Origin of the sequence: Streptomyces sp. A2-16, assembly GCF_018128905.1 — a bacterium.
GTDB lineage: Bacteria > Actinomycetota > Actinomycetes > Streptomycetales > Streptomycetaceae > Streptomyces.
The window spans coordinates 3,138,384-3,161,210 of the sequence record NZ_CP063808.1 but is presented as its reverse complement, the minus strand read 5'-3'; the positions used below and the strand labels follow the sequence as shown (position 1 = coordinate 3,161,210).

Here is a 22,827-nt window from a genome sequence, read left to right as displayed (position 1 = left end):
CGCCCTAGGGCCGACAGGCGTCCCGCGGTCGACGGACGGCCCGCGTCGACACGCGGCCCACGTCGGCAGACGGCCTGGGGGACGACAGGCGCCCGGGGGCGACACGCGCGCGTCACGCCGAGGCGCGCCGCACCAGCGTGGTGGGCAGGACCACACCGGCCGGGGCGGCGCCCGCGGGGTCGGGGTCGACGCCCCGCAGCAGCAGGCGGGCCATCAACCGGCCCATCTCCTCGATGTCCTGACGGACCGTCGTCAGCGGCGGTTCGGTCTGCTCGGCGACCGGCAGCATGTCGTCGAAGCCGATCACGGCCACGTCCTCGGGCACCCGGCGCCCCCGCTCGCGCAGCACACGCAGGGTGCCGGAAGCGGTGAGGTCGTTGGCGGCGAACACGGCGTCCACGTCCGGGCACCGGTCGAGCAGTTCCCGCATGGCCCGCTCCCCGCCGGCCGGGGTGAAGTCGCCCCGCACGACGAGCTTCGGATCGGCGTCGCCCATGACATCCCGGTAACCGTCCAGCCGGTCCGCCGCGGAGGTCTGGTCGAGGGGGCCGGTGATGTGGGCGATCCGGGTGCGCCCGCGGTCGGCGAGATACCGCACGGCCTCGCGGGCACCGCCCCGGTTGTCGCTGTCGACGTACACCACGTCCGTCGTGCCGTCGCTCCAGCCGGGCCGTCCCCCGAACACGGTGGGGACACCGGCCCGTTGGATCAGTCCGGGCAGCGGGTCGTCCAGGTGCAGCGAGAAGACGAGCGCACCGTCGACATGGCCTCCGGCGAGGTAGCGTCCGACGCGGGCGTGGTCGTCGCGGCCCTCGGTGAGCAGCAGGACGAGTTGATTGTCGCGGGCGGTCAACTCCTTGCTGATTCCGCGGAGTTGCAGGGCGAAGAAGGGGTCCGCGAACACCCGGGTCTCCGGCTCGGCCACGACCACGGCGACGGCGTCGTGGCGCCGGGTGACGAGACTGCGGGCGGCCTGGTTGGGCACGTAGCCGAGTTCCTCGACGGCCCTGCGCACCCGCTCGACGAGCGGCTCCCTGACCCCGTCCCCGCCGTTCACCACCCGGGACACGGTGGCCCGCGACACCCCGGCCCGGGCCGCCACGGCCTCCAGTGTGGGGCGCGGCACTGTGTCGCTCACTTCGGGGCTCCTCGTCGGCAGGGTGCGGATCAGGATAGCCCCGGCCGAGGCCCCGGTGAGAGCGCTCTCGCGGCACGGCAGGGTGGGCGCGCGCGGCTGCTCACAGTCGGGGACGGGCGCGGACGGTCGGGGAGTGCGCACAGTCGCGGACGGCGCGGACGGTCGGGGGAAAGCCGCGCTCAGTCGCAGACGGCCGCGGACGACCGACGGACAGCCACCCACCGCCAGACAGCCGCAGACGACCGACGGACAGCCACCCACCGCCACAGACAGCCGCAGACGACCGACGGACAGCCACCCACCGCCAGACAGCCGCAGACGACCGACGGACAGCCACCCACCGCCACAGACAGCCGCAGACGACCGACGGACAGCCACCCACCGCCACAGACAGCCGCAGACGACCGAGGGACAGCCGCGCAGAGTCACAGAGACAGCCGCGGACGACCGGCAAAGGCCCTCACGCCAACAGGTCGACCCGCCGCCCGACACCCTCCCGCTCGGCCCGCCGGTACGCCGCCCAGGCGACCGCGAGGTCCTGCCAGGGCAGACCCACGGGCGCGTAGACCGTGCGCTCCGTGGCGCTCCGGCGGCCGGGGTGTTCGCCCCGCACCACCTCGCCCAGGGTCACCGCCTCGCCGAGGCTCGCCGCCCCGGCCGGCGTCGCCGCCTCACCCACCGCCACCACCTCGCTCGGCGTCGCCGCCTCACCCACCGTCGCCGTCTCACCCAGGCTCGCCGCCTCGGTCCCGTCGCCCGCCAACACGCCCATCCGCATGGCGAGCGCGCGGTCGTCGACCACGACCACGGAGGCGTCCAGCAGATCGGCCGCCAACTCCCTCTTGCCCGGCTCGTCCGCGCCCAGGCTCGTGAAGTGCTGCCCCGGTCTCGTGTCCGCCAGGCTCAGCAGCGGCTCCCGCGACCAGGTCGCCGTCAGGACGATGTCGGCCGCCCCGGCGACCTCCGCGGCAGCGGACAGCACCCGGCCGCCGTGCCGCACGCCGAACGCGGCCGCGCGCTCGGCGGACGTGTCATGGACGACGAGCTCACCGCGGGGCCGGAGCGCAGCGAGCCCCCGCACCATGACCTCCGCCTGCGCCCCCGCCCCGATCACGCCCACCACCTCCCCCCGGCCGGCGAGCAGATGCGTGCCCAGCGCGGCCGCGAGCCCCGTCCGCCACGCCGTGACGGTCGCCGAGTCCAGCAGCGCCAACAGCTCGCCGTCGGTGCCGCTGTGCAGGCAGATCACCCCGCGCAGGGCGGGCCGGGCGGCCGGGAACTTGGCGTTGACCTTCACCGTGTAGGCCGGAACACCCGGAAGCAGGCCCGGGATCAGCGCGGTGGCCGTGCCGGGGAACGGCAGGTCCGTGCGCACCCGTTGCCCGGCGATCGACACGCTGTCCGCCGTCCGGAAGCCGTCCCGCAGAGCGTCGACGCAGACCTGCGGTTCCAGCACCGTCTCCAGGTCACCGCGCGTGAGAAGAAGAGTCACGCGCCCAATGATCCGTCAGTGGTGGTGCTCAGACCCCTGCACGGTGGACTGCACGGCCCCCTGCCCTGCGGACTGCTCGGTGTGCCGCTGGGTGTGCTCGTGCGGCTCGTAGCCCGGAATCGTCCCGTCGGTCTTCTTCACGAGGAACAGTCCCACCATCCCCATGTCCGAGTGGCTCTGCACATGGCAGTGGTACATCCACGCGCCCGCCCCCACCCCCTCCCCCGCGATCACCTGGAAGCCGAAGGAGTCCGCCGGGCCCACGATCTTGTTGTCGACGACCTGGCTCGGGTCGTCGGGCCCGGTGAGCATTCCGGTGCGGTTGTCCGCCCAGCGGTGACCGTGCATGTGGAAGGTGTGGTAGTACTCGCCGTGCGTGATCACCACGAACTCGACCCGATCACCCACCGTGGCTTCGAAGTTGGGTCCTGAGTGCGCCGGCTTGTTGTTGATGAGCAGGTCGTTGAAGACGATCGTGTGGGTCGCGTCCGGAACGACATCGCCCTTGCGGCGCACGATCACCGGACCGTAGAGGCCCTTGCGGATGCCGGTGGTGCCGTGTTCGGTGCCGACCACGTGGTCGTGGTAGTGCCAGTAGCCCGCGCTGCCCGACCGCCAGGTGCCGTCGCTGCGGCGGCCCGGCGTGTGGGTGCGCCAGGTGTAGGTGCGCGTGCCGCCCGGCTCGACGTCGCTGTGGTTCAACTTCGTTCCGTCGCTGGAGATCTCGTAGTCCAGCCCGTGGACGTGCAGGCTCGCCCTGACGTCCATGGTGTTCTCGAACTCGATGTGCAGGGTGTCGCCCTCGTTGAGCTCGATGAGCGGACCGGGGACGGTCGCCCTGCCCTTCTCCAGGCCGTAGCCCATCTGTCCGTCGGCGAGCTTCTCGGCGTACAGCTTGATGCGCTTGACCTCACCGCCACCCGGGGCGGCCCGCGCCGGACCCGCGTCGCTGCGGGCCTCCGGCGCCATCGACAACGATGTCGCGACCGCCGCGCCACCGAGCAGCACCCGCCGGTTGAAGCCACGTCTGTCCAGTGCGCCCATGCAGAACTCCCCACCGTGATACGGGTTTTGCGGAGACGTACCTGTGATGAACCTGTGAGACGGTACCGGCCCCGCGGCCGTTTATCCACACTCAGGACAAAGTTCGTTCGATCCCGGTCATAGGTATTGGCGAGTGACGCAAAGGGGTCTAGCTTCCATGGCGCTGTTGCTGTGACCGAGGAGGTGCCCATGCACTTACGAGGGTTGAGCGCGAGAAGCGGAGGAAGCGCGAGAAGACGGATCTGGACGGTCGCGTTGACCGCGGGGATCGTCGCGGCCGGGCTGATGTCCGGGCCGGCGGCGGGCGCGCTGCCTGCGCCCGATCCGTCCGCGACAACGATGTCCGTCAAGTCGCCACCGGGCGGCGGTGACGTGCGGGTGCTGGTCTTCTACGGGTCCGCGGCGGCCGGGGACGAGTCACCTGTCGTCAACGCCGGTATCGCGGCGATCGAGAGGATCGGGCTGTCCGGCCCGGCGAACCAGCGGTTCGAGACCGAGGCGACCGACGACCCCCGCGTCTTCACCGACGAGCGGGCGCTGGGGAGTTACAACGCGATCGTCTTCCTGACCGGAGGCGGGGACGTCCTCGACGCCGACCAGGAGGCCGGCCTGGAGGCCTACATGGAGGCGGGCGGCGGTTTCGTCGGGGTCCATGACGCGGCCCGCGCCGAGCCGTACTCCGACTGGTTCACCGGGCTGGTCGGTGCCCGCCCCGCCGCCTCCAGTCCGACGGCCGTCCAGCGGGCCACCGTCGAGGTGGGCGACCGGCAGCATCCGGCGACCAAGGATCTGCCGGTGCAGTGGAAGCGACCCGACCAGTGGTTCAACTGGACGAAGAACCCGTCCGGTGACGTGCACACCGTGGCCCGGGTGCGCGAGTCGACGTACCAACCGGGAACAGGCGCCAACGGCTGGGACCACCCCGTCAGTTGGTGCCGGGACTACGACGGGGGCCGGTCCTTCTACACCGGCATGGGCGGCACGGCGTCCTCGTACGACGAGACCGACTTCCGCGCCCATCTGCGCGGTGCGCTGCTGTGGACCAGCAGGCTCGTGCAGGCCGACTGCAGGGCCACCATCAACGGCAACTACAAGGCGGAGCGCCTCACCCAGCCCAACCAGCCGGGCCAGAACGACCAGATCGGCGAGCCGCACGGCCTGGTCACCGCGCCCGACGGGCGGGTCCTGTACATCGGCCGGGGCGGCGCCGACTCCTCCCAGCCCGTGATCACCGACTGGAACAACCCCGACATCGGCAAGGGCAAGGGTGAGATCCACGTCTACGACCCGAGGACCAGGAAGGTCACCCTCGCGGGCGCGTTGACCGTCTTCGGCAACAAGGGCGGCGGCGACGAGCTGGTCAAGGTCGAGGAGGGGCTGCTCGGCATCGAGCTCGACCCGCGGTTCGAGGAGAACGGCTGGGTGTATCTGCACTACACCCCGCACTCCCGGCTCAACCGTGACACCCGGATGGCCGAGCGGCGGGTCTCCCGCTTCACACTCGACCTCGCGACGAACAAGCTGGACCTGAACAGCGAGAAGGTTCTGCTCAAGTGGCCGGTCCAGGTGCACAGTTGCTGCCACTCGGGCGGCGGCATGTCGTGGGACTCCAAGGGCAACCTGTACATCGCGACCGGTGACAACAACTCCAGTGGCTTCAGCGGGGGTTACTCGGGCAACAACCCGCAGCCGAACTACAAGGGCGTCTCCTTCGCGGACGCTCGCCGCACCGCCGGCAACACCAACAACCTCAACGGCAAGATCCTGCGCATCCACCCGGAGGCCGACGGGACGTACACCCTGCCCGAGGGGAACCTCTTCACCGGCAGGGAGACCGCGGAGGGCGGCGGCAAGACCCGCGGCGAGATCTATGTGATGGGGGTCAGGAACCCGGCCCGCATCTTCGTCGACCGCAAGACCGACATCCTGTACGCCGGATGGGTCGGCCCCGACGCGAGCGCGCCCTCGACGACCTGGGGCCCGGCCAAGTACGACACCTTCGCCGTGATCACCAGGGCGAGCAACCGGGGCTGGCCGTACTGCATGGGCAACAAGCAGCCCTACCGGGACCGCAACCTGCCCGACCCCAACCAGCCGCTCGGCTGGTACGACTGCGACCACCCGAAGAACGAATCGCCCAACAACGACGGTCTGGTCAACCTCCCGCCGGTCACCGGCAACAACATCTGGTACTCGCCGCAGGGCGGCGCCCCGGACTACCCGCGGGACGCGAACGGCATCCCCAGCTACAAGCAGGAGGACGCCAAGTACCTGCTCCCGTGGCTCAAGGGCGGCGGCCAGGCCGCGATGAACGGCCCGGTCTACCGCTACGACCCGGCCGGCGCGAGCACGGTCAAGTGGCCCTCCTACTGGGACGGCAAGTGGTTCGTCGGCGACTTCTACGACGCCGACCAGCCACGCAACGCGGTCATCACCGATCCGAGGAACCACGGCGACGGCGGACTGCCCGTGCACTCCGAGCCGCTCAAGAAGATCGTGCCGATCGGCAACGACGGCATCAAGAACCTCATGGACTGGAAGTTCGGTCCGGACGGCGCGCTCTACGTCCTCGACTACGGGCGCGGGTTCTTCACCTCGGACGCCAAGTCGGCGCTGTGGCGGATCACCTACCAGGGCGGCGGGCCCACTCCGGCCGCCGGACAGCTCGCAAGGGGAGGGCAGTGATGCGCCACCGCAGAGCTCTGACCGTCCTGTTGGCCGCCCTGCTGATGATGCTCGGCCTCCAGTCGACGTCCACGGCACGGCCCGAACGGGCCGACGCGGCGGCCCAGGTCCTCACCTGGACCGCCGGCGACGACATCACCAAGTACAACTCCGCACCGACGACCGCTGTCGCCGGCACGGCCACGATCGTCTTCGAGAACAGCAAGGCCACCGGCAACACCACCGGGATGCCGCACACGCTGACCTTCGTGACCAGCGATCCCGAGTTCAACAACGACGTGGAACTCAACATCCTCGCCAACCCCAACGACGACATGGGCGGCCGGCACACGGCCGAGGTCACGCTCACCCCGGGCCGTTACTTCTACCACTGCACGATCCCGGGCCACGGGCAGATGCAGGGCATCCTCGTGGTGACCGAGGGCACCGGCGAGGACACCACCGCGCCGACCTCCCGCGCCCAGGTGACCGGCACACAGAACGCCCAGGGTCAGTACGTGGGTTCCGCGAGCGTGGCCGTCACGGCGACCGACGAGGCCGGCGGCTCCGGCGTCGACCGGATCGAGTACGCGATCGGGGACACGGGCGCCTGGCAGCCGTACACCGCCCCGGTCGTCGTGGACCAGGTCGGCAGTCACAAGGTCCGCCACCGGGCCGTCGACAAGGCGGGCAATGTCTCCGAGGAGAGGAGCGCCGAGTTCACGGTCGTCCCGCCGCCCTCCGACGACACCGCCCCGCCGGACACCTCGGCGACGGTCGGCGGGCAGCAGAACCCGGACGGGACGTACATCGACATGGCGACCGTGACCGTGTCGGCCTCCGACACCGGATCCGGGGTCAACACCATCGAGTACGCGGTGAACGACGGTGCCTGGCAGCCGTACACGATGCCCGTGATGGTGCACCAGGTCGGCTCCCACACCGTGCGCTACCGGGCGACCGACAAGGCGGGCAACGTGGCCGCCGACAAGAGCGTCCGCTTCACGGTGGTCGCGGCGGCCCCGCAGGACACCACCCCGCCGGTGACCGGTGTGACCGTGGACGGCACCCGGAACTCCGACGGGGCGTACGTGGGCAACGCCAGGGTGACCGTCAGCGCCACGGACGAGGGCGGTTCGGGGGTCGCCGGTGTCGAGTACTCGATCGACGCCGGCCCCTACCTGGCGTACACGGCTCCCGTGGTCGTCGACCGGGCGGGCACGCACACCCTGGCGTACCGGGCGAGGGACAAGGCAGGCAACACCTCGGCCGCGCGCACGGTGACCTTCACCGTGGTCTCCAGTCAGGTCCCGGCCCCCAACTGCGCGGAACTCGACGAGCGGTTGACGGTGATCGTCGGCACGGTCGACTCCGGTGTGCCGAACCGGATCACCAACAGCCGTTGCCGGATCAACGAGTTGATCGAGGACGAGAAGGAGTGGACGTCCCACGCGCTGTTCCTCAAGCACGTGAAGACGGTCCTGGACAGGCTCTTCAAGGAGGGCGTCCTCGACGAGCGGGAGTACGACGCGATCGACGCGGCGGCCCGCGAGTCCGGGATCGGCAGGCCCGGGCAGACCGAGGGCTACCGCACGATCCTCGACGGCAGCGCGGCCTCCTTCGCCAAGTGGCAGCAGGTGGGCGGCGGTTCGTTCGCGCCGAACGGCGACGGGTCGATCACGTCCGGCACCACGCGGGACGGCCTCGGCATGCTCTGGTTCCCGGAGCGCACGTACGGCGACTTCTCGCTCAAGCTCCAGTGGCGGGACGACGCCCCGGGCACCGGCAACGCCAACTCCGGTGTGTTCGTGCGGTTCCCGTGGATCCATGACCACCCGGAGGAGCCCCGGCCGGAGTGGGCGGCCATCAAGTTCGGGCACGAGGTGCAGGTGTTCGACCGTCCCGACGGCGACATGTACAAGACCGGGTCGGTCTACGGTTTCGACCGGGTGGGGCTCGCCGGTGCCGGCGTCACCCAGAAGGGCACGTGGAACGACTACGAGATCCGGGTGGTCGACCAGCACTACTCGGTCTACCGCAACGGCGTGCTGATCAACGAGTTCGACAACATCGGCGGCCAGGACTTCTATCCGGCGCGCTCGGACGACCCGGGCACCGACGGACGGCGGTTCTCCTCCGGCTACATCGGACTCCAGGTGCACGGCACGACGGACGTGGTCTCCTACCGGGACGTCAGGATCAAGGAGCTGTAGAACCGGGCTTCCTGGCACGGCTCGGCTGTACTCGCTTGGGTTCCCCCGGCATCTTCGGATACTCGGGCGGGTACGGCAGATCGCCCAGTCCGTGGTCGTGCTCGTCACGGCGGGCCAGCTCCAGCAGGGGCTCCAGGGAGAACGCGTGATCGTCCATGTCCGCGTGCACGTCGCCGAGTTCGGCGAAGCGCGCGGGCATGGTCGCGAGGTCGAAGTCCTGAGGGTGGGCCTCGCCGACCTCCTCCCAGCGCAGGGGCGCGGAGACGGGGGCGTGCGGACGGGGCCGTACCGAATAGGCGGAGGCGATCGTGCGGTCGCGGGCCGTCTGGTTGTAGTCGAGGAAGATGCGCTCGCCGCGCTCCTCCTTCCACCACTTGATCGTCACGTGGTCCGGCATCCGGCGCTCCATCTCCCGGCCGACGGCGATCGCGGCCCGGCGCACCTGGGTGAAGGTCCAGCGCGGTTCGATCGGCACGAAGACGTGCAGGCCGCGTCCGCCGGAGGTCTTGGGCCAGCCGCGCAGACCGCCGAACTCCGCCAGTACCGACCGCAGTTCATGGGCGGCGCGCACGGCGTCGTCGTAGTCCGTGCCGGGCTGCGGGTCGAGGTCGATACGGAGTTCGTCGGGACGGTCGACGTCGTCGCGGCGGACCGGCCAGGGGTGGAAGGTGAGCGTGCCGTACTGGGCGGCCCACAGGACGGCCGCCTCCTCGGTCGGGCACATCTCGTCGGCGCTGCGGCCGCTGGGGAAGGTGATGTGGGCGGTGGGGATCCAGTCGGGCATGTTCTTGGGCGCCCGTTTCTGGAAGAAGTTCTCGCCGGTCACACCGTCCGGGTAGCGCTCCAGCGTGGTGGGGCGGTTGCGCAGGGCGCGCAGGATGCCAGGGGCGACGGCCTGGTAGTAGCGGGCGAGGTCCAGCTTGGTGAAGCCGCGCTCCGGGAAGAAAATCTTGTCCGGGCTGGACAGCCGTACGGTCCGGCCTGCCGCCTCCAGTTCCACCGCGTCACCCATGCGGCCACGGTAGGCCCGCGGAGCGAAGCTCGCATATCAGGCGAAAAGCAACACCGCCCAGCAGAATCGGGACCATGGATCTGCCGGTGATGCCCCCTGTGAAGCCCATGCTCGCCAAGTCGGTGGCGAAGATCCCGCCGGACATGCACTACGAGGCGAAGTGGGACGGCTTCCGGGCCATCGTGTTCCGCGACGGGGCGGAGGTCGAACTGGGCAGCCGTACCGGCAAGCCGCTGACCAGGTACTTTCCTGAACTGGTCGAGGCCCTGCGCGAGCGGCTGCCGGAGCGGTGCGTGATGGACGGGGAGATCGTGATCGCGCGGGAGGGGCGCCTCGACTTCGACGCGCTGACCGAGCGGATCCACCCGGCGGCCTCGCGGGTACGGACGCTGGCCGAGCGGACGCCTGCCTCCTTCGTCGCCTTCGACCTGCTGGCCCTGGAGGACGAGTCGCTGCTGAACGTCCCGCTGACCGACCGCAGACACCTCCTCGCCGCGGCCCTGTCGGGGGTCACCGCCCCGGTGCACCTGGCACCGGCGACGACCGACATCGACGTGGCACAGGAGTGGTTCGAGCAGTACGAGGGCGCGGGCCTGGACGGTGTCATCGCCAAGCCGCCGGCCCTGCGCTACCTCCAGGACGAGCGCGCGATGTTCAAGATCAAGCACGAGCGGACGGCGGACGTGGTGGTCGCGGGCTACCGGCTGCACAAGAGCGGCCCGGTCGTCGGCTCGCTGCTGCTGGGCCTGTACGACGAGCGGGGCACGCTCCAGCACGTCGGCGTGTCCGCGGCCTTCCCGATGAAGCGGCGGGCCGAGCTGATCGAGGAGCTGGAGCCGCTGCGGATGGAGGACGTGTCCGGGCACCCCTGGGCGGCCTGGGCCGAGGAGGCCGCGCACGAGAGCGCCCGGCTGCCCGGGGCGCCGAGCCGCTGGTCGGGCAAGAAGGACCTGTCCTGGGTGCCGCTCAGACCGGAACGGGTGGCGGAGGTGGCGTACGACCACATGGAGAACGGGGCACGGTTCCGCCACACCGCCCGCTTCCGCCGCTGGCGGCCCGACCGGACCCCTTCCAGCTGCACCTACGCGCAGCTGGAGGAGCCGGTGCGCTACGACCTGGACGAGATCCTGGGCTGAGCAGCCGGGTCAGGGCCGCATCAGGACCTTGACCGCGCCCTCCTGCTTCTTCTGGAACATCTCGTACGCGTGCGGGGCGTCCGACAGCGGCACGTGATGGGTCGCGAAGTCGTCGACACCGAGCGGGTCCTCGTCGGTCAGGTACGGGATGATCTCGTCGGCCCAGCGCCGCACGTTGGCCTGGCCCATCCGGATCTGGATCTGCTTGTCGAACATCGTGAGCATGGGCAGCGGGTCGGCCATGCCGCCGTAGACGCCGGTGAGGGAGAGCGTGCCGCCGCGGCGCACCAGTTCGATGGCGGTGTGCAGGGCGGCGAGCCGGTCGACGCTGAAGCGCTCGGCGAACGGCCCGCTGAGCTTCCTGGGCAGCAGGGCCGCGGCGTTCTGGGCGAGGCGGGCGGCCGCGCTGCCGTGCGCCTCGGTTCCGACGGCGTCGATCACGGCGTCCGGGCCGCGTCCGTCGGTCTCGTCGCGGATCGCCTGGACGAGCTCCTTCTCGCTGTCGAAGCTCCGGAGGTCGTACGTCTCCACGCCACGCGCGCGTGCCCGGCGCAGCCGCTCGGACACGAGGTCCACGCCGAACACCCGCCCGGCGCCCCGCACCTGTGCGACCCGGCAGGCCATGTCGCCGATGGGGCCGAGGCCGAGCACGGCGACGCTGCCGCCTTCGGGGACGTCCGCGTAGGCGACGGCCTGCCAGGCGGTGGGCAGCACGTCGGAGAGGTAGACGAAGCGGTCGTCCGGCGGCCCCTCGGGGACCTTGATGGGTCCGTACTGGGCCTGCGGGACCCGCAGGTACTCGGCCTGGGCGCCCGGTACGGCGCCGTAGAGGCGGGTGTAGCCGAACAGGGCGGCACCCATCCCCTCGCTGGTGACCTGGGTGGTCTCGCACTGGGTCGGCAGCCCGGTCATGCACATCCAGCAGTTGCCGCAGGCGATCTGGAAGGGCACGACGACCCGGTCGCCCACCGCGAGGTCCGGCACCGCGGCGCCGACCTCCTCGACGATGCCCATGGGTTCATGGCCGAGGATGTCGCCCGGTGTCATGAACGGAGTCAGCACCTCGTACAGATGCAGGTCGGAGCCGCACAGCCCGGTCGAGGTGATCCGGATGACGGCGTCCGTCGGTTCCTTGATCTTCGGATCGGGCACTTCCTCCACCCGCACGTCCCGCTTGCCCTGCCAGGTCACAGCCTTCATCGCCCGGCACTCCCTCCGTCACCACATCGCGTGTCGGTCCTGGGTCGGCGCCCGGGTACCCGGGCGGCTGTCCGCCGAACCGCGCATGCAGGTCCGATCGGCGTACTCGACGCGACTAATCAGAAACAGACGGGTATGGCCATCAATGAACTTATAAGCGCACAATCAAAGGCACGAGACGGGCGGGAATGGTGGGCATGGTGGACAGGGAGCAGAGGGTGCGCAAAAGACGCGCCCGCACGGTGGCGGCGCTGCTGACCGCCACGGGCCTCTTCGCCGCGGGCTGCACGGGACACGGCAGCCCCCGTGTCCCGGGCGACGACGGACGCGGGCAGTTCGACACGGCGCGGCCGAGCACCTCGGCGCCGGGCGCCACGGATCCGAGCGGGAAGGCGGACCGTCCCTCGGTGCTCGCCGTGAAGATCGACAACGTGCGTCCGGCGCGTCCGCAGACCGGCATCGACTCCGCGGACATCGTCTACGCCGAGCAGGTCGAGGGCGGCCTCAGCCGCCTGATGGCGGTGTACGCGACCAAGCTGCCGAAGGCCGTCGGCCCCGTGCGCAGCGCCCGTGAGTCGGACCTGGAGCTGCTGCGGCAGTTCGACGACCCGACGCTCGCGTTCTCGGGCGCCCAGGGCAAGCTGATGCCCCTGATCAACCGGGCGCCACTGGTCGCGCGGACCCCCGAGCAGGCCTCCGACGCCTACTTCCGGGGCACCGACAAAGCTTCCCCCCACAACCTCTATCTGCGGCCGAAGCGCCTGGTGCCCGTCACACCGGGCGCGGCAGCGCTGACGACCGGCTTCCGCTACGGCCCCGCGCCGGCCGGCGGCACCAGGGACACCTCGGAGACGGTCCGCTACCCGGCCGCCCGCTTCACCTTCACCTGGTCCAAGAGCCGGGAGCGCTGGCTGGTCTCCATGGACGGCAGGCCCGACGTGACGGCCGACGGGAAGCGCCTGGCCCCCGCCACGGTCGTCGTGCAGTACGTGAAGGTCCGCAAGTCCGCCTTCCACGACTTCCTCGGCAACAACACGCCGTACACCGTGACGGTCGGCTCGGGGAAGGCCAAGGTGCTGCGCGACGGCCGCGCCTACGACGTGAACTGGACGCGGGCGAAGGCGACGGACGGCACGCGGTTCACCACCGGGGACGGCACGCCCGTGAACTTCGCGAAGGGCCAGGTGTGGGTCGTGTTCGCCAAGGCCAAGGCTTCCTGATCAGGGCTGGGTGAGGAGGGGTTCCGCGGGATTGCGGAGCCCCTCCGCCGCGTCCGCGACCCGGCGGATCAGCTCGAAGAAGTGCCGCTGTTCCTCGGCCGAGAGCGGGGCCAGGAAGACCTGGTTCATCCGGGCCGTGCGCACGGTCAGCTTGCGGTGGGTGCGCACCCCCTCGTCCGTCAGCCGCAGCAGGAAGCGGCGGCCGTCCTGGGGGTCGCGGACCTTGTCGAGCAGTCCGCGCCTGCCGAGCCTGCTGATGACCTCGGCGATGGTGGACCGGTCGAGCCCCACCCGCTCCCCCACCGTGCGCTGGTCGAGCCCCGGCTCGGCGACAAGCGCGTTCAGGACCGCGAACTGGGGCGAGGTGATCTCCTCGGAGACCATCGTGTTCCACAGCAGGTAGTGCGCCTGCTGGAGCCGCCGGGCGAGGTGCCCGGGGTGGGTGGTGAGGTCCACCGCGGCCATGTGCGCTCCCGAGTCGTATTGGTTGGTGCACTGAAGAGTAGTGAGTCTTGACGTCAGGCTGCCACAGTGGCAGCTTAAGAAACACCTCGCTGAAATACTCAGTGCACTGAGCACTTGGACTGGTGGAGACGGCACCCGGTGCGAGTGTCGAGGAGATCACCGACAGGACCGGCGCCGAGCTGACCGTCACGGAGGGCCTGCGATGAGGAACGTCCACGACCCGGCCGCGCACGAGGTCTCGCTCTCGTCCACGAACGTCAACGAAACGCAGGAAACCCCATGACCCTCACCCAGCACGACATCGACCAGGAAATCGCCGCCGAGCACGCCGCCTACGAGAAGCGGCTCGCCGACGGCGCCCCCGTCGAGCACCAGCCGCGCCGCGACTACGCGCCCTACCGCTCCTCGGTGCTGCGGCACCCGAAACAGCCGCCGATCGGCATCGACGTGTCCCAGGACCCGGAACTGGTGGAGCTGCACTCGCCCGCCTTCGGGGAGCGGGACATCACCGAGATCGACAACGACCTGACCCGGCACCACACCGGGGAGCCGATCGGTGAGCGGATCACCGTCGAGGGACGGCTCCTGGACCGCGACGGCCGGCCGCTGCGCGGGCAGCTGGTGGAGATCTGGCAGGCGAACTCGGCAGGGCGCTACGCCCACCAGCGCGAACAGCACGACGCCCCGCTGGACCCCAACTTCACCGGCGTCGGCCGCACGCTGACCGACGACAGCGGCTTCTACCGCTTCACCACCATCCAGCCGGGCCCCTACCCATGGCGCCAGCACGTCAACGCCTGGCGACCCGCCCACATCCACTTCTCCCTCTTCGGCACGGCGTTCACCCAGCGGCTCGTGACGCAGATGTACTTCCCGAGCGACCCGCTGTTCCCCTACGACCCGATCATCCAGTCGGTGACCGACGACTCGGCCCGCCGGCGGCTGGTCGCCACCTACGACCACAGTCTGTCCGTGCCCGAGTTCTCGATGGGCTACCACTGGGACATCGTGCTCGACGGACCGCAGGCCACCTGGATCGAAGAAGGACGCTGACCAGCCATGACGAAGATCGACACCAGCCGTCCCGAGACCGTGCTGCCGACCCCGTCGCACACGGTCGGCCCCTTCTACGGCCATGCCCTGCCCTTCCCCGGCGGCGGCGACATCGCGCCCGTCGGCCACCCGGACACCATCGTGCTCCAGGGCTGCATCACGGACGGCGAGGGCAACCCGCTGCCGGACGCCTTCGTGGAGCTGTGGAGCGCCGACCCCGACGGCAACGTCCCGCAGGTCGACGGCTCGATCCGGCGCGACCCCGCGAGCGGCGGCTACCTGGGCCGCAACGGCGTGGAGTTCACCGGCTGGGGCCGCATCCAGACCGACGCCAACGGCCACTGGACCGCGCGGACCCTGCGGCCGGGCGCGCGCGGGCAGAGCGCGCCGTACATCAGCGTGTGCGTCTTCGCGCGCGGTCTGCTGGTGCACCTGTACACCCGGATCTACCTGCCGGGCGACGAGGCGGCCCTGACCGCAGACCCGCTGCTGGCCCGGGTACCGGCGGAGCGGCGCGACACGCTGATCGCGCGTGAGCAGGGCGACGGCACCTACCGTTTCGACATCCGCCTTCAGGGCGAAGGCGAAACGGTCTTCCTGGAGTTCCAGTGACTTCTCCCGATCCGGACACCGGCCTGCTCGCCCCCGGGTGGGCAGGCTCCCCCGCCGCCGCAGCGACCGCCGACGGCGCCTACCTCCAGGCGCTGCTGGACGCCGAGGCCGCACTGACCCGGGCGCAGGCCGCCCTGGGCCTCGCACCGGCGGAGGCCGCCACCGCGGTCACCGAGGCGGCCCACGCGGACCGTTTCGACGTACGGTCCCTCGCGGAGCGTGCGCGCGGCGGCGGCAACCCCGTCATCCCCCTGGTCGCCGACCTCACCCGGGCGGTCGGCGAGGAGTACGGCCCGTACGTCCACCGCGGCGCCACCAGCCAGGACGTCCTGGACACGGCGACGATGCTGGTTGCGGCGCGCACCCTCGACCTGGTCCTGCCCGACCTCGACCGCGTCCAGCGGGCCCTGGCCCTGCTCGCCGCCGAGCACCGCGACACCGCGATGCCGGGCCGGACGCTCACCCAGCACGCCGTCCCGACGACGTTCGGCCTCAAGGCGGCCGGGTGGCGGTCGCTGGTGCTGGACGCCCGGGACCGCGTCACCGCCGTACGGGACTCCCTCCCCGTCCAACTCGGCGGCGCGGCCGGGACACTGGCCGCCTTCACGGTGTACGGCGCCGAGGACACCCGGGCCCTCACGGAGGCCTTCGCCGCCGAGCTCGGGCTCCGGGCGCCGCTCCTCCCCTGGCACACCCTGCGCACCCCGGTCGCCGACCTCGCCGGGTGCCTGGCCTTCGCCTCGGGAGCCCTGGGCAAGATCGCCGCGGACGTCCTGGTCCTCGGCCGTACCGAGATCGCCGAGCTCACGGAGGGCAGCGGGGGCGGTTCCTCCGCGATGCCGCACAAGGCGAATCCCGTACGGTCCACGCTGGTCGCGGCCGCCGCCCGGCGCGCTCCACAGCTCGCCGCCACGCTGTACGGCTCGCTCGCCGCCGAGGACGAGCGGCCGGCCGGGGCCTGGCACGCCGAGTGGGAGCCGCTGAGGGACCTGCTGCGGCTGACCGGCGGGGCGGCCCGGGACACCGCGGAGCTCACGGAAGGCCTGCGGGTCCACGCGGAGGTCATGCGTGAACACCTCGGTCTCACCCACGGGTTGATCGTCTCCGAGCGGCTGTCCGCGGAGCTGGCGTCCCTGCTGGGTCGGCCCCGCGCCAAGGAGCTGCTCACGGACCTCGCCAAGCGGACCTACACCGAGGGCCGCTCGCTCGCCGAACTCCTCTACCAGGAGCCCGAGTTGAAGGACATCGACCTCGACGAGCCCACCGACCCCGTCCGCTACACCGGCTCCGCCGGAGCCCTCACCGACCGCGCTCTGGAGCGACGTTGACCGAGAAACTCCTCAACCACCGTGCCGAGGGCCCCGCTTCCGCACCCGCGCTGCTGCTCGGGCCCTCGCTCGGGACCTCGCACGCCCTGTGGGACAAGGTGGCGCCCGAGCTGTCCCTCACCCATCGGGTGATCCGCTGGGACCTGCCCGGACACGGCGGTTCGGCGGCCGACCTGATCGGTCCCGGCGCCACCGTGAGCGACCTCGCCGACCTGGTGCTGGCGCTCGCCGACTCGCTCGGCGTCGAGCGGTTCGCGTACGCGGGGGTCTCGCTCGGCGGTGCGGTCGGCCTGGAGCTGGCCGTGCGGCACCCCGAGCGCGTCGAGTCGCTGGCGGTGATCTGCTCCTCGGCCCACTTCAACGGCAGCAAGCCGTGGGAGGACCGGGCCGAGCGGGTCCGCAGGGAGGGGCTGGAGTGGCTCCTGGAGAGCGCGAACTCCCGCTGGTTCGCGGGCGACTTCAGCGTGCCGGAGCTGATCCGCGACCACGCCGAGGCCGATCCTTCCTCGTACGCGGCCTGCTGTGACGCGCTGGCCTCCTTCGACCTGCGGGAGGGGCTGACCGGGATCTCCGCGCCGACCCTGCTGATCGCCGGCCGTCAGGACCCTGCGACCCCGCCGCCGCATCTGCGGGAGATCGCCGACGCGGTGCCGCGTGCCACGCTGGTCGAACTCCCGGGTGCCTCGCACCTGGCGCCCGCGCAGTGCCCGGAAGCCGTCCTCACCGCTCTGCGCGCCCATCTCGACGGTGGCGCCAAAAGGGGCATGGAGGTGCGGCGCGAGGTGCTCGGGGATGCGCACGTGGACCGGGCGCAGGCCCGGCAGACGCCGTTCACCGCCCGCTTCCAGGACTTCATCTCGCGCTATGCGTGGGGCGAGATCTGGACCGACCCGACGCTCAGCCGCCGCGAGCGCAGCATGATCACGCTGACGGCGCTGGTCGCGCACGGCCACTACGACGAGCTGGCCATGCATGTGCGGGCGGCACGGCGCAACGGCCTCACCCCGGACGAGATCGGTGCCGTGCTGCTCCAGACGGCCGTGTACTGCGGGGTCCCGGCGGCGAACTCGGCGTTCGCGACGGCCCAGCGGGTGCTGGCGGAGGAGACGGAAGGATGACCCCGGCAGGGGCAGGCACGGGGTGCGGCGGGGCGCCTACGGTGGGGGCATGTCGACCATCCTGATCACGGGCGCCACCTCCGGTCTCGGCCGTCACATCGCCTTCGAACTGGTCCGCTCCGGCCACACCGTCCTCGCCCACGGCCGTGACCCGGAACGCACCGGATCCTTGGTGAAGGAGTTGCGGTCCGAGGGCGAGGCCGACGGTTTCGTCGCCGACCTCGCCTCACTGGCCCAGGTGCGCGAGCTGGGCGCGAAGGTCGCCGAGGCCCACCCCGGACTCGATGTCCTGGTCAACAACGCGGGCGTGGGCGCCGGTTCGCCCGGCTCGGGCCGGGAGGTGAGCGCGGACGGGCATGAACTGCGGTTGGCGGTGAACTACTTGGCGCCGGTGGCCCTGAGTCGCGCCCTGCTTCCGGTGCTGCGCGCCAACGCACCCGGACGGATCGTCAACGTCGGTTCGGTGGGCCAGGAGCCGCTCGACTTCGACGACCCGGAGTTCACGCACGGCTACGCCGGCTTCGCCGCCTACTGCCGGGCCAAGTTCGCGCTGGCCGCCCACACCTTCACCCTGGCCGAGGAGCTTGCGGAGGCCGGGGTCGCGGTGAACGTGCTGCACCCGGCCACGTTCATGGACACGGCGATGGTCCGGGAGGGCGGAGTGGCCCCGTGGTCGACGGTGGCCGACGGAGCCCCGGGCGTCCTGGCCCTGGCCACCCAGGACATGGGCACGGGCCGCTATTTCGACGGGACGAGTCCGGCCCGGGCGCACGAGGGGACGTACGACCGGGAGGTGCGCGAGCGCCTCGCGACGCTGACGGACCGACTGCTCGCGCCGTAGCTCCCCGGGGGCGCGACCGGCCGGCGCAGCGCGGCGGCCGGGTGACGGCTCACCGCAGCCCCCGGCCCGTCTCCAGCACCTCCCTGGCCTGCGCCACCAGACCGTCCGCGCCACACGAACGCGCCAGTTGCAGGCCCCGGTTGAGCTCCGCCACGGACCGCGCCGCGATGCCGTACTCGACCCGGGCCGCCGCGTGCTCGTACTGGCAGGGCGAGGCCTCCAGATAGGCGACCGCCTGCGCGGCCAGCCGCACCGCCCGCTGCCCGGTCTCCAGCACGGCGGCACACCGCAGCGCCTCACCGATCGCCGTGTCCGTGCCGAGCCGCTCGGCGTGCCGGCGGACCTCGGTGGCCAACTGGGCGGCCCGCACCGGCTCCTCGCGGGCGAGCGCCCGGGCCAGGTCGACGGCCCACGGCACCAGCACCGGATTGTGGTGGCCGCGGACCTCCGCCGCCTTCTCCGCCGCGTCCAGTTCGTTGATGCCGTCCTTGGTCCGGCCGACGGCCAGCAGCAGCCGCCCCCGCACGGACCGGGGGTCGGGCAGCACGATCGTGGACGGGTACGGCGGCGCGAAGCCGTACTGCTCGGCGATCGCCCAGGCTTCCTCGACATGCCCGCGCGCGAGCAGTGTGTCGACCAGGTTGCAGGTCGCCGACCAGTACAGCGGCAGTCCGCGCCCGACCCGCTCGGCGAGCCGCAGCGACTCGCGCAGCGAGGTCTCCGCCTCCCGGAGCCGTCCGCGCCGCCGGTGGGCGAGGCCGACGTAGGCATGGGCGAGCGCGAGGTGGCCGCCGCTCCAGCCGGACGACTCGTAGGTGCGCAGGGCTTCGGTGTACAGGGCCTCCGCCCGGTCGAGCCGGTCCGTGAAGGCGTACGCGCTGGCCAGCATCAGCGGCAGTTCGAGGCCCCACTCGGTGTCGGTCCAGCCGAGTCCGGGCGCGAGGCGGCCGTTGACCAGGGCGCGGTCGCACACTTCGGCGATCTCCTCGGCGCTCTCGCCGCGGGCCATCGCGTCGAAGCCGCGCAGGATGAGCAGGGCGCGCTCGGAGTTGTCCCGGCCGGTGCAGGTGGCGGCCAGGGCGGCGAGGCGCTCGGAGCGCCCCGGGGAGGTGGCCTCGCCCGGGTAGAGCCCCTCCCAGGTGTACTGCACCGCCTGCAGACGGAGCCTGGCGGGGCCGTCCTCGTGCCGGGCGGCCTCCGCCTCGACGGTGCGGACGGCCTCCTCCAGCTGGTTGTTGTGCATGAGTGCCTGGGAGAGGCGGACGACGGCGTCCACCCGGGCGGAGCCCTCCAGGCCGGGCATCGCGAGCGCGGCCTGAAGGTGGTCGATGGTCTTGGCGGGCGCCGTGAGGAGGGTGGCGCAGCCCAGCTCGAAGAGCACGCTCGCGTGGACCTCGGGTACCGGGGGTTCCCGCAGGGCGCGCTCCAGGCAGCGGCGGGCCGCGTCGGGGGCGCCGACGAGCAGGTGCTCGCGGGCGGCCTCGCGCAGCTGCTCCACGAGTTCCTCGTCGTCGTCCGGGTGGACCTGGAGCAGGTGCCGGGAGGCGGCCGCCGCGCCGAGCCCGGAGTCGGTGACGAGTTGGGCGGCGATGCCGTGCATGGCGGTGCGCAGGGCGTCGGGGATGGACTCGTAGACGGCTGTCGCGATCAGCGGGTGGACGAACTCCAGCTCGCCGTCCTCCGCTCCGGTGTCGGTCAGGATGCGGGCGGTGCGCAGCAGTTCGGCGCAGACGGCCGCCTTCTCCGGCTTCAGGGTGGCGAGCCTGGCCGCCAGGCCGACGGAGATGTCGGTGCCGAGGATCGCGGCCGCCCAGGCGAACCGGGTGGCGTCGATGCCGAGTTCCTCCAGGCGGGCGACGAGTCCGCCGCCGCGGGCCGAGCGGTTCAGCTCGCGCAGTTCGTTCGCCGAGGCCTCGCTGGGCTCCATCTCGCTGTCCCGGACCTTGGCGAGGAGTTCGACGGTCTCGTAGGGGTTGCCGCCGGTGACGGCCCACACCTCGCGGCAGAAGGGGGCGTCGGCGTGCTCGCCGAGGGTGGCGCGGGTGAGTCCCGCGGCGGCGGCCGGGGTGAGGGCACTGAGGTTGGTGACGGGGCTGCCCGCGGCGGAGGCCACCGCCTCCAGGAGGCGGGCGCTCTCGGTGGTGGCCTCGCCGGGGCGCCGGGCCACCACGACCAGGACGGACAGGTCGTCCAGGCGCTCGGTGAAGGCGGCGAGCCAGCGCAGGGTCTCCTGGTCGGCCCAGTGGGCGTCGTCGACCATCAGCACGAGCGGCCAGTCCCGGCGGGCCAGCCGGCGCACCGCGGCGACCAGTCCGTCGCACACGCCCTGCGGGTCGGCCTGGCGCTCCCCCGGGTCCGCGATGCCGAGGGCGGGGCCTGCGATGTCGTACCAGTCGCCGAGGTACTCGCGGGCCTCCTCGGGCATCAGTGACAGGAGGGCGGGCTGGAGCAGTTGTCGTACGACGTTGAAGGGGACGGACCTGAGGGTCTCGCCGCCGCGGGCCGACCAGACCGTGCAGCCGCGTGCCTCGGCGATGCGGCGGGTCTCGGCCAGCAGGGCGGTCTTGCCGAAGCCCGCCTCGCCGCGGATCACCAGCACACCGCCCGAGGACGTGCGGCCCTCGCACAGGGAGTCGACGGCCCTTTCGACGGCGGCGAGTTCCTCGTCGCGCTCCCACAGCGAGGCCGGGGCGGCCGCCATGGGCCGTACCTCCGTCATCCCGCTACCTCCCCAAGTCGCCCGAACGACGTACAGATCTCGAGCGTAGCCGTCCGGGTGCGGAAGCGGAGGGCGGTCGGAGCAGCTGTTGCCATGACGGGTGACCTGGAGTACGCGCAGGCGACGCACCTTGCCCGTGACCTGCTGTCGACAAACCTGACCATCAGTCAGTCGTGGGGCACGGAACGGCCGGAGGCGGCGCGCGGCTCCGGGACGAGAGCGCGGGGGACTCCCCTGTTCGCGCGGCGGGCGGTCGGGGGCAAGCGGTGCTATGGGGCGCCGACGAAGGCGGTGGGGCGGAACGCGCGCGGTGGCGACTGCGGTGCGAGCCGGACCGAGGGAGCCCGTCCCCGGACCGGGGTGATCGCGTCGGCACCGGGTCGCGGACCCCGCCGCCCGGGCGCCCCTGCCACCGGGACCGGGACCGTCTGCGGCGAGGCGGGTTTCCGGCGGAGGGCGCGGGTCCGTGGATTCGGCGGACGCCCCTCTCATCCCTCTTTCACCGAGGGCTCATACGGTGGGGGCATGACGCAGGAGACTCCCCCCGGGTGGTATCCCGATCCCGGGCAGACAAGTGACGGTCCCGCCACCGAGCGCTGGTGGGACGGCAAGGCGTGGACGGAGCGGACCCGACCCGCCGGCTCGGCCCCCGCATGGGGTCCCCCCGAACAGGTCGCGAGCCCCGGGGACGCCGGGCCGTACCCGGCCTATCCGCCGTACCCCGCCCAGCCGCCCACCGGATCACGGCGCGGCCGCATGGGCATAGCCGTGGCGGTGGCGGTCGTGGTCCTGGCGAGCATAGGCGTGGGTGTGTACGCGCTGGCCGACAGCGGCAACGGCAACACCGCCAACTCGCAGGGGCCCGGTGGCCAGGGCGGACCCGGCGGCACGGGGGGCCAGGGCGGGCCCTTCGGCGGCAACGGGGGCTCCGGTGGCGGCGGCTCCGGCAGCGGGGGTTCCGGCGGCGCGTCCCCCTCCCCGCAGGGATCCGAGGCGCCGAAGATCGAGAGCGGTTCGGTGACCGACTCGATCGACGGGATCAGCCTGCCCATCCCGGACGACTGGTACGGCCAGGAGATCCAGGTCGGCGCGTCCGTGACCTCGAACGACTCCTACGCCTGCCCGGGCGACACCTCCGAGAAGTGCACGAAGGGCGGTGCCTACTCGGCGCCCGCCCTGGCGCTGGGCACCAAGGGCAGCACGGCCGAGCAGGTCGCCAAGGCCGACATCGAGGCCAACGCCGAGCAGTCCTACGGCGGCAAGACCTACGGTTCGATCACCTCGCACGACGTGCTCGACTCCGAGGCGGTGACGGTGGCCGGGCAGAAGGGGTACCGGGTCCGCTGGAAGGCGGTCACCAGCAAGGGCTCGGACGGCTATGTCGAGTCCCTGGCCTTCCCGTCCCCGGCGAACCCGCAGCAGATCGTCGTGGTCCGCTTCGGTGTCGACGTCGAGGAGGGTCAGGGCGTGATCGACGACATCACCAAGGGCATCAAGGTGTCGACGGGCGGCGGCAGCGGCCAGGACGTCTGACGGCCGGCCCCCGGACACCGGTCGGCCGGGTGGGGCGCC

Annotated in this window: 17 protein-coding genes; 10 read left to right on the top strand and 7 right to left on the bottom strand. The window is 71.9% G+C overall.

Annotation, left to right across the window (positions count from 1 at the left end; genetic code table 11):
• Positions 1-112 precede the first annotated feature (112 nt).
• The 3 genes from IOD14_RS14205 to IOD14_RS14195 all read right to left on the bottom strand — a co-directional run bounded on the left by IOD14_RS14205 (position 113) and on the right by IOD14_RS14195 (position 3,665).
• On the bottom strand, positions 113-1,138 hold the full coding sequence (locus IOD14_RS14205; RefSeq protein WP_212670408.1) for a LacI family DNA-binding transcriptional regulator: 1,026 nt from the start codon (positions 1,136-1,138) through the stop codon (positions 113-115).
• Positions 1,139-1,598: 460 nt separating this feature from the next.
• Positions 1,599-2,630 carry an ornithine cyclodeaminase family protein gene (locus IOD14_RS14200; protein WP_212670407.1) on the bottom strand — a complete coding sequence of 344 codons (1,032 nt, stop codon included), beginning with the start codon at positions 2,628-2,630 and terminating at the stop codon, positions 1,599-1,601.
• A gap of 15 nt (positions 2,631-2,645) precedes the next feature.
• A complete protein-coding gene (locus tag IOD14_RS14195) occupies positions 2,646-3,665 on the bottom strand; it encodes a multicopper oxidase domain-containing protein (protein WP_249126267.1) in 1,020 nt (339 codons plus the stop codon).
• 198 nt (positions 3,666-3,863) lie between these two features.
• On the opposite strand from IOD14_RS14195, the gene IOD14_RS14190 reads away from it, so the two are divergent.
• A complete protein-coding gene (locus IOD14_RS14190; RefSeq protein ID WP_212670406.1) occupies positions 3,864-6,359 on the top strand; it encodes a ThuA domain-containing protein in 2,496 nt (831 codons plus the stop codon).
• Complete coding sequence (locus IOD14_RS14185; RefSeq protein WP_212670405.1) at positions 6,359-8,551, top strand: family 16 glycoside hydrolase; 2,193 nt, start codon at positions 6,359-6,361, stop codon at positions 8,549-8,551. Before IOD14_RS14190 ends, IOD14_RS14185 begins: the two co-directional genes overlap by 1 nt.
• Here IOD14_RS14185 and ligD read toward each other — a convergent pair.
• Positions 8,538-9,563 (bottom strand): non-homologous end-joining DNA ligase, encoded by a 1,026-nt coding sequence (ligD, locus tag IOD14_RS14180; RefSeq protein WP_123994098.1) that lies wholly within the window; start codon positions 9,561-9,563, stop codon positions 8,538-8,540. The genes IOD14_RS14185 and ligD overlap by 14 nt on opposite strands.
• A gap of 74 nt (positions 9,564-9,637) precedes the next feature.
• Here ligD and IOD14_RS14175 point away from each other — a divergent pair, with 74 nt between their 5' ends.
• Positions 9,638-10,699: an ATP-dependent DNA ligase gene (locus tag IOD14_RS14175; RefSeq protein WP_123994099.1), complete on the top strand. Its 1,062-nt coding sequence runs from the start codon at positions 9,638-9,640 to the stop codon at positions 10,697-10,699.
• A 9-nt stretch (positions 10,700-10,708) separates the two neighbouring features.
• On the opposite strand, the gene IOD14_RS14170 is transcribed toward IOD14_RS14175, so the two are convergent.
• The gene (locus tag IOD14_RS14170) at positions 10,709-11,899 is read right to left on the bottom strand and encodes a zinc-dependent alcohol dehydrogenase (protein WP_123994100.1); all 1,191 of its coding nucleotides are present in this window, start codon (positions 11,897-11,899) and stop codon (positions 10,709-10,711) included.
• Positions 11,900-12,087: 188 nt separating this feature from the next.
• Here IOD14_RS14170 and IOD14_RS14165 point away from each other — a divergent pair, with 188 nt between their 5' ends.
• Positions 12,088-13,119: a DUF3048 domain-containing protein gene (locus IOD14_RS14165; protein WP_123994101.1), complete on the top strand. Its 1,032-nt coding sequence runs from the start codon at positions 12,088-12,090 to the stop codon at positions 13,117-13,119.
• Here IOD14_RS14165 and IOD14_RS14160 read toward each other — a convergent pair whose 3' ends face one another.
• Positions 13,120-13,584: a MarR family transcriptional regulator gene (locus tag IOD14_RS14160; RefSeq protein WP_123994102.1), complete on the bottom strand. Its 465-nt coding sequence runs from the start codon at positions 13,582-13,584 to the stop codon at positions 13,120-13,122. It lies immediately after the preceding gene.
• Positions 13,585-13,863: 279 nt separating this feature from the next.
• On the opposite strand from IOD14_RS14160, the gene pcaH reads away from it, so the two are divergent.
• The 5 genes from pcaH to IOD14_RS14135 are packed head-to-tail and all read left to right on the top strand — an operon-like array spanning position 13,864 to position 18,536.
• Positions 13,864-14,637: a protocatechuate 3,4-dioxygenase subunit beta gene (pcaH, locus tag IOD14_RS14155; protein WP_212670404.1), complete on the top strand. Its 774-nt coding sequence runs from the start codon at positions 13,864-13,866 to the stop codon at positions 14,635-14,637.
• Positions 14,638-14,643: 6 nt separating this feature from the next.
• Positions 14,644-15,249, top strand: a complete 606-nt coding sequence (pcaG, locus tag IOD14_RS14150) for a protocatechuate 3,4-dioxygenase subunit alpha (RefSeq protein WP_123994104.1) — start codon at positions 14,644-14,646, stop codon at positions 15,247-15,249.
• Positions 15,246-16,577, top strand: a complete 1,332-nt coding sequence (gene pcaB, locus IOD14_RS14145) for a 3-carboxy-cis,cis-muconate cycloisomerase (RefSeq protein ID WP_212670403.1) — start codon at positions 15,246-15,248, stop codon at positions 16,575-16,577. The genes pcaG and pcaB overlap by 4 nt, the downstream gene beginning before the upstream one ends.
• Entirely contained in the window at positions 16,574-17,695 is a 1,122-nt protein-coding gene (gene pcaD, locus IOD14_RS14140; protein ID WP_123994106.1) for a 3-oxoadipate enol-lactonase, read from the top strand. The genes pcaB and pcaD overlap by 4 nt, the downstream gene beginning before the upstream one ends.
• Positions 17,696-17,744: 49 nt before the next feature.
• Positions 17,745-18,536: an SDR family NAD(P)-dependent oxidoreductase gene (locus IOD14_RS14135; RefSeq protein ID WP_123994107.1), complete on the top strand. Its 792-nt coding sequence runs from the start codon at positions 17,745-17,747 to the stop codon at positions 18,534-18,536.
• Between the two features lie 49 nt (positions 18,537-18,585).
• On the opposite strand, the gene IOD14_RS14130 is transcribed toward IOD14_RS14135, so the two are convergent.
• On the bottom strand, positions 18,586-21,255 hold the full coding sequence (locus IOD14_RS14130) for an AAA family ATPase (protein WP_123994108.1): 2,670 nt from the start codon (positions 21,253-21,255) through the stop codon (positions 18,586-18,588).
• A gap of 525 nt (positions 21,256-21,780) precedes the next feature.
• Here IOD14_RS14130 and IOD14_RS14125 point away from each other — a divergent pair.
• Positions 21,781-22,788 (top strand): DUF2510 domain-containing protein, encoded by a 1,008-nt coding sequence (locus IOD14_RS14125; protein WP_212670402.1) that lies wholly within the window; start codon positions 21,781-21,783, stop codon positions 22,786-22,788.
• The last annotated feature ends 39 nt before the right edge of the window (positions 22,789-22,827 follow it).

What these genes read in the sequence shown, in the direction of transcription:
- IOD14_RS14190 (WP_212670406.1), top strand. Translation starts at nt 3,864, where the DNA reads ATGCACTTACGAGGGTTGAGCGCGAGAAGCGGAGGAAGCGCGAGAAGA.
- IOD14_RS14185 (WP_212670405.1), top strand. Translation starts at nt 6,359, where the DNA reads ATGCGCCACCGCAGAGCTCTGACCGTCCTGTTGGCCGCCCTGCTGATG.
- ligD (WP_123994098.1), bottom strand. Translation starts at nt 9,563, where the DNA reads ATGGGTGACGCGGTGGAACTGGAGGCGGCAGGCCGGACCGTACGGCTG.
- IOD14_RS14175 (WP_123994099.1), top strand. Translation starts at nt 9,638, where the DNA reads ATGGATCTGCCGGTGATGCCCCCTGTGAAGCCCATGCTCGCCAAGTCG.
- IOD14_RS14170 (WP_123994100.1), bottom strand. Translation starts at nt 11,899, where the DNA reads ATGAAGGCTGTGACCTGGCAGGGCAAGCGGGACGTGCGGGTGGAGGAA.
- IOD14_RS14165 (WP_123994101.1), top strand. Translation starts at nt 12,088, where the DNA reads ATGGTGGGCATGGTGGACAGGGAGCAGAGGGTGCGCAAAAGACGCGCC.
- IOD14_RS14160 (WP_123994102.1), bottom strand. Translation starts at nt 13,584, where the DNA reads ATGGCCGCGGTGGACCTCACCACCCACCCCGGGCACCTCGCCCGGCGG.
- pcaH (WP_212670404.1), top strand. Translation starts at nt 13,864, where the DNA reads ATGACCCTCACCCAGCACGACATCGACCAGGAAATCGCCGCCGAGCAC.
- pcaG (WP_123994104.1), top strand. Translation starts at nt 14,644, where the DNA reads ATGACGAAGATCGACACCAGCCGTCCCGAGACCGTGCTGCCGACCCCG.
- IOD14_RS14135 (WP_123994107.1), top strand. Translation starts at nt 17,745, where the DNA reads ATGTCGACCATCCTGATCACGGGCGCCACCTCCGGTCTCGGCCGTCAC.
- IOD14_RS14130 (WP_123994108.1), bottom strand. Translation starts at nt 21,255, where the DNA reads ATGACGGAGGTACGGCCCATGGCGGCCGCCCCGGCCTCGCTGTGGGAG.
- IOD14_RS14125 (WP_212670402.1), top strand. Translation starts at nt 21,781, where the DNA reads ATGACGCAGGAGACTCCCCCCGGGTGGTATCCCGATCCCGGGCAGACA.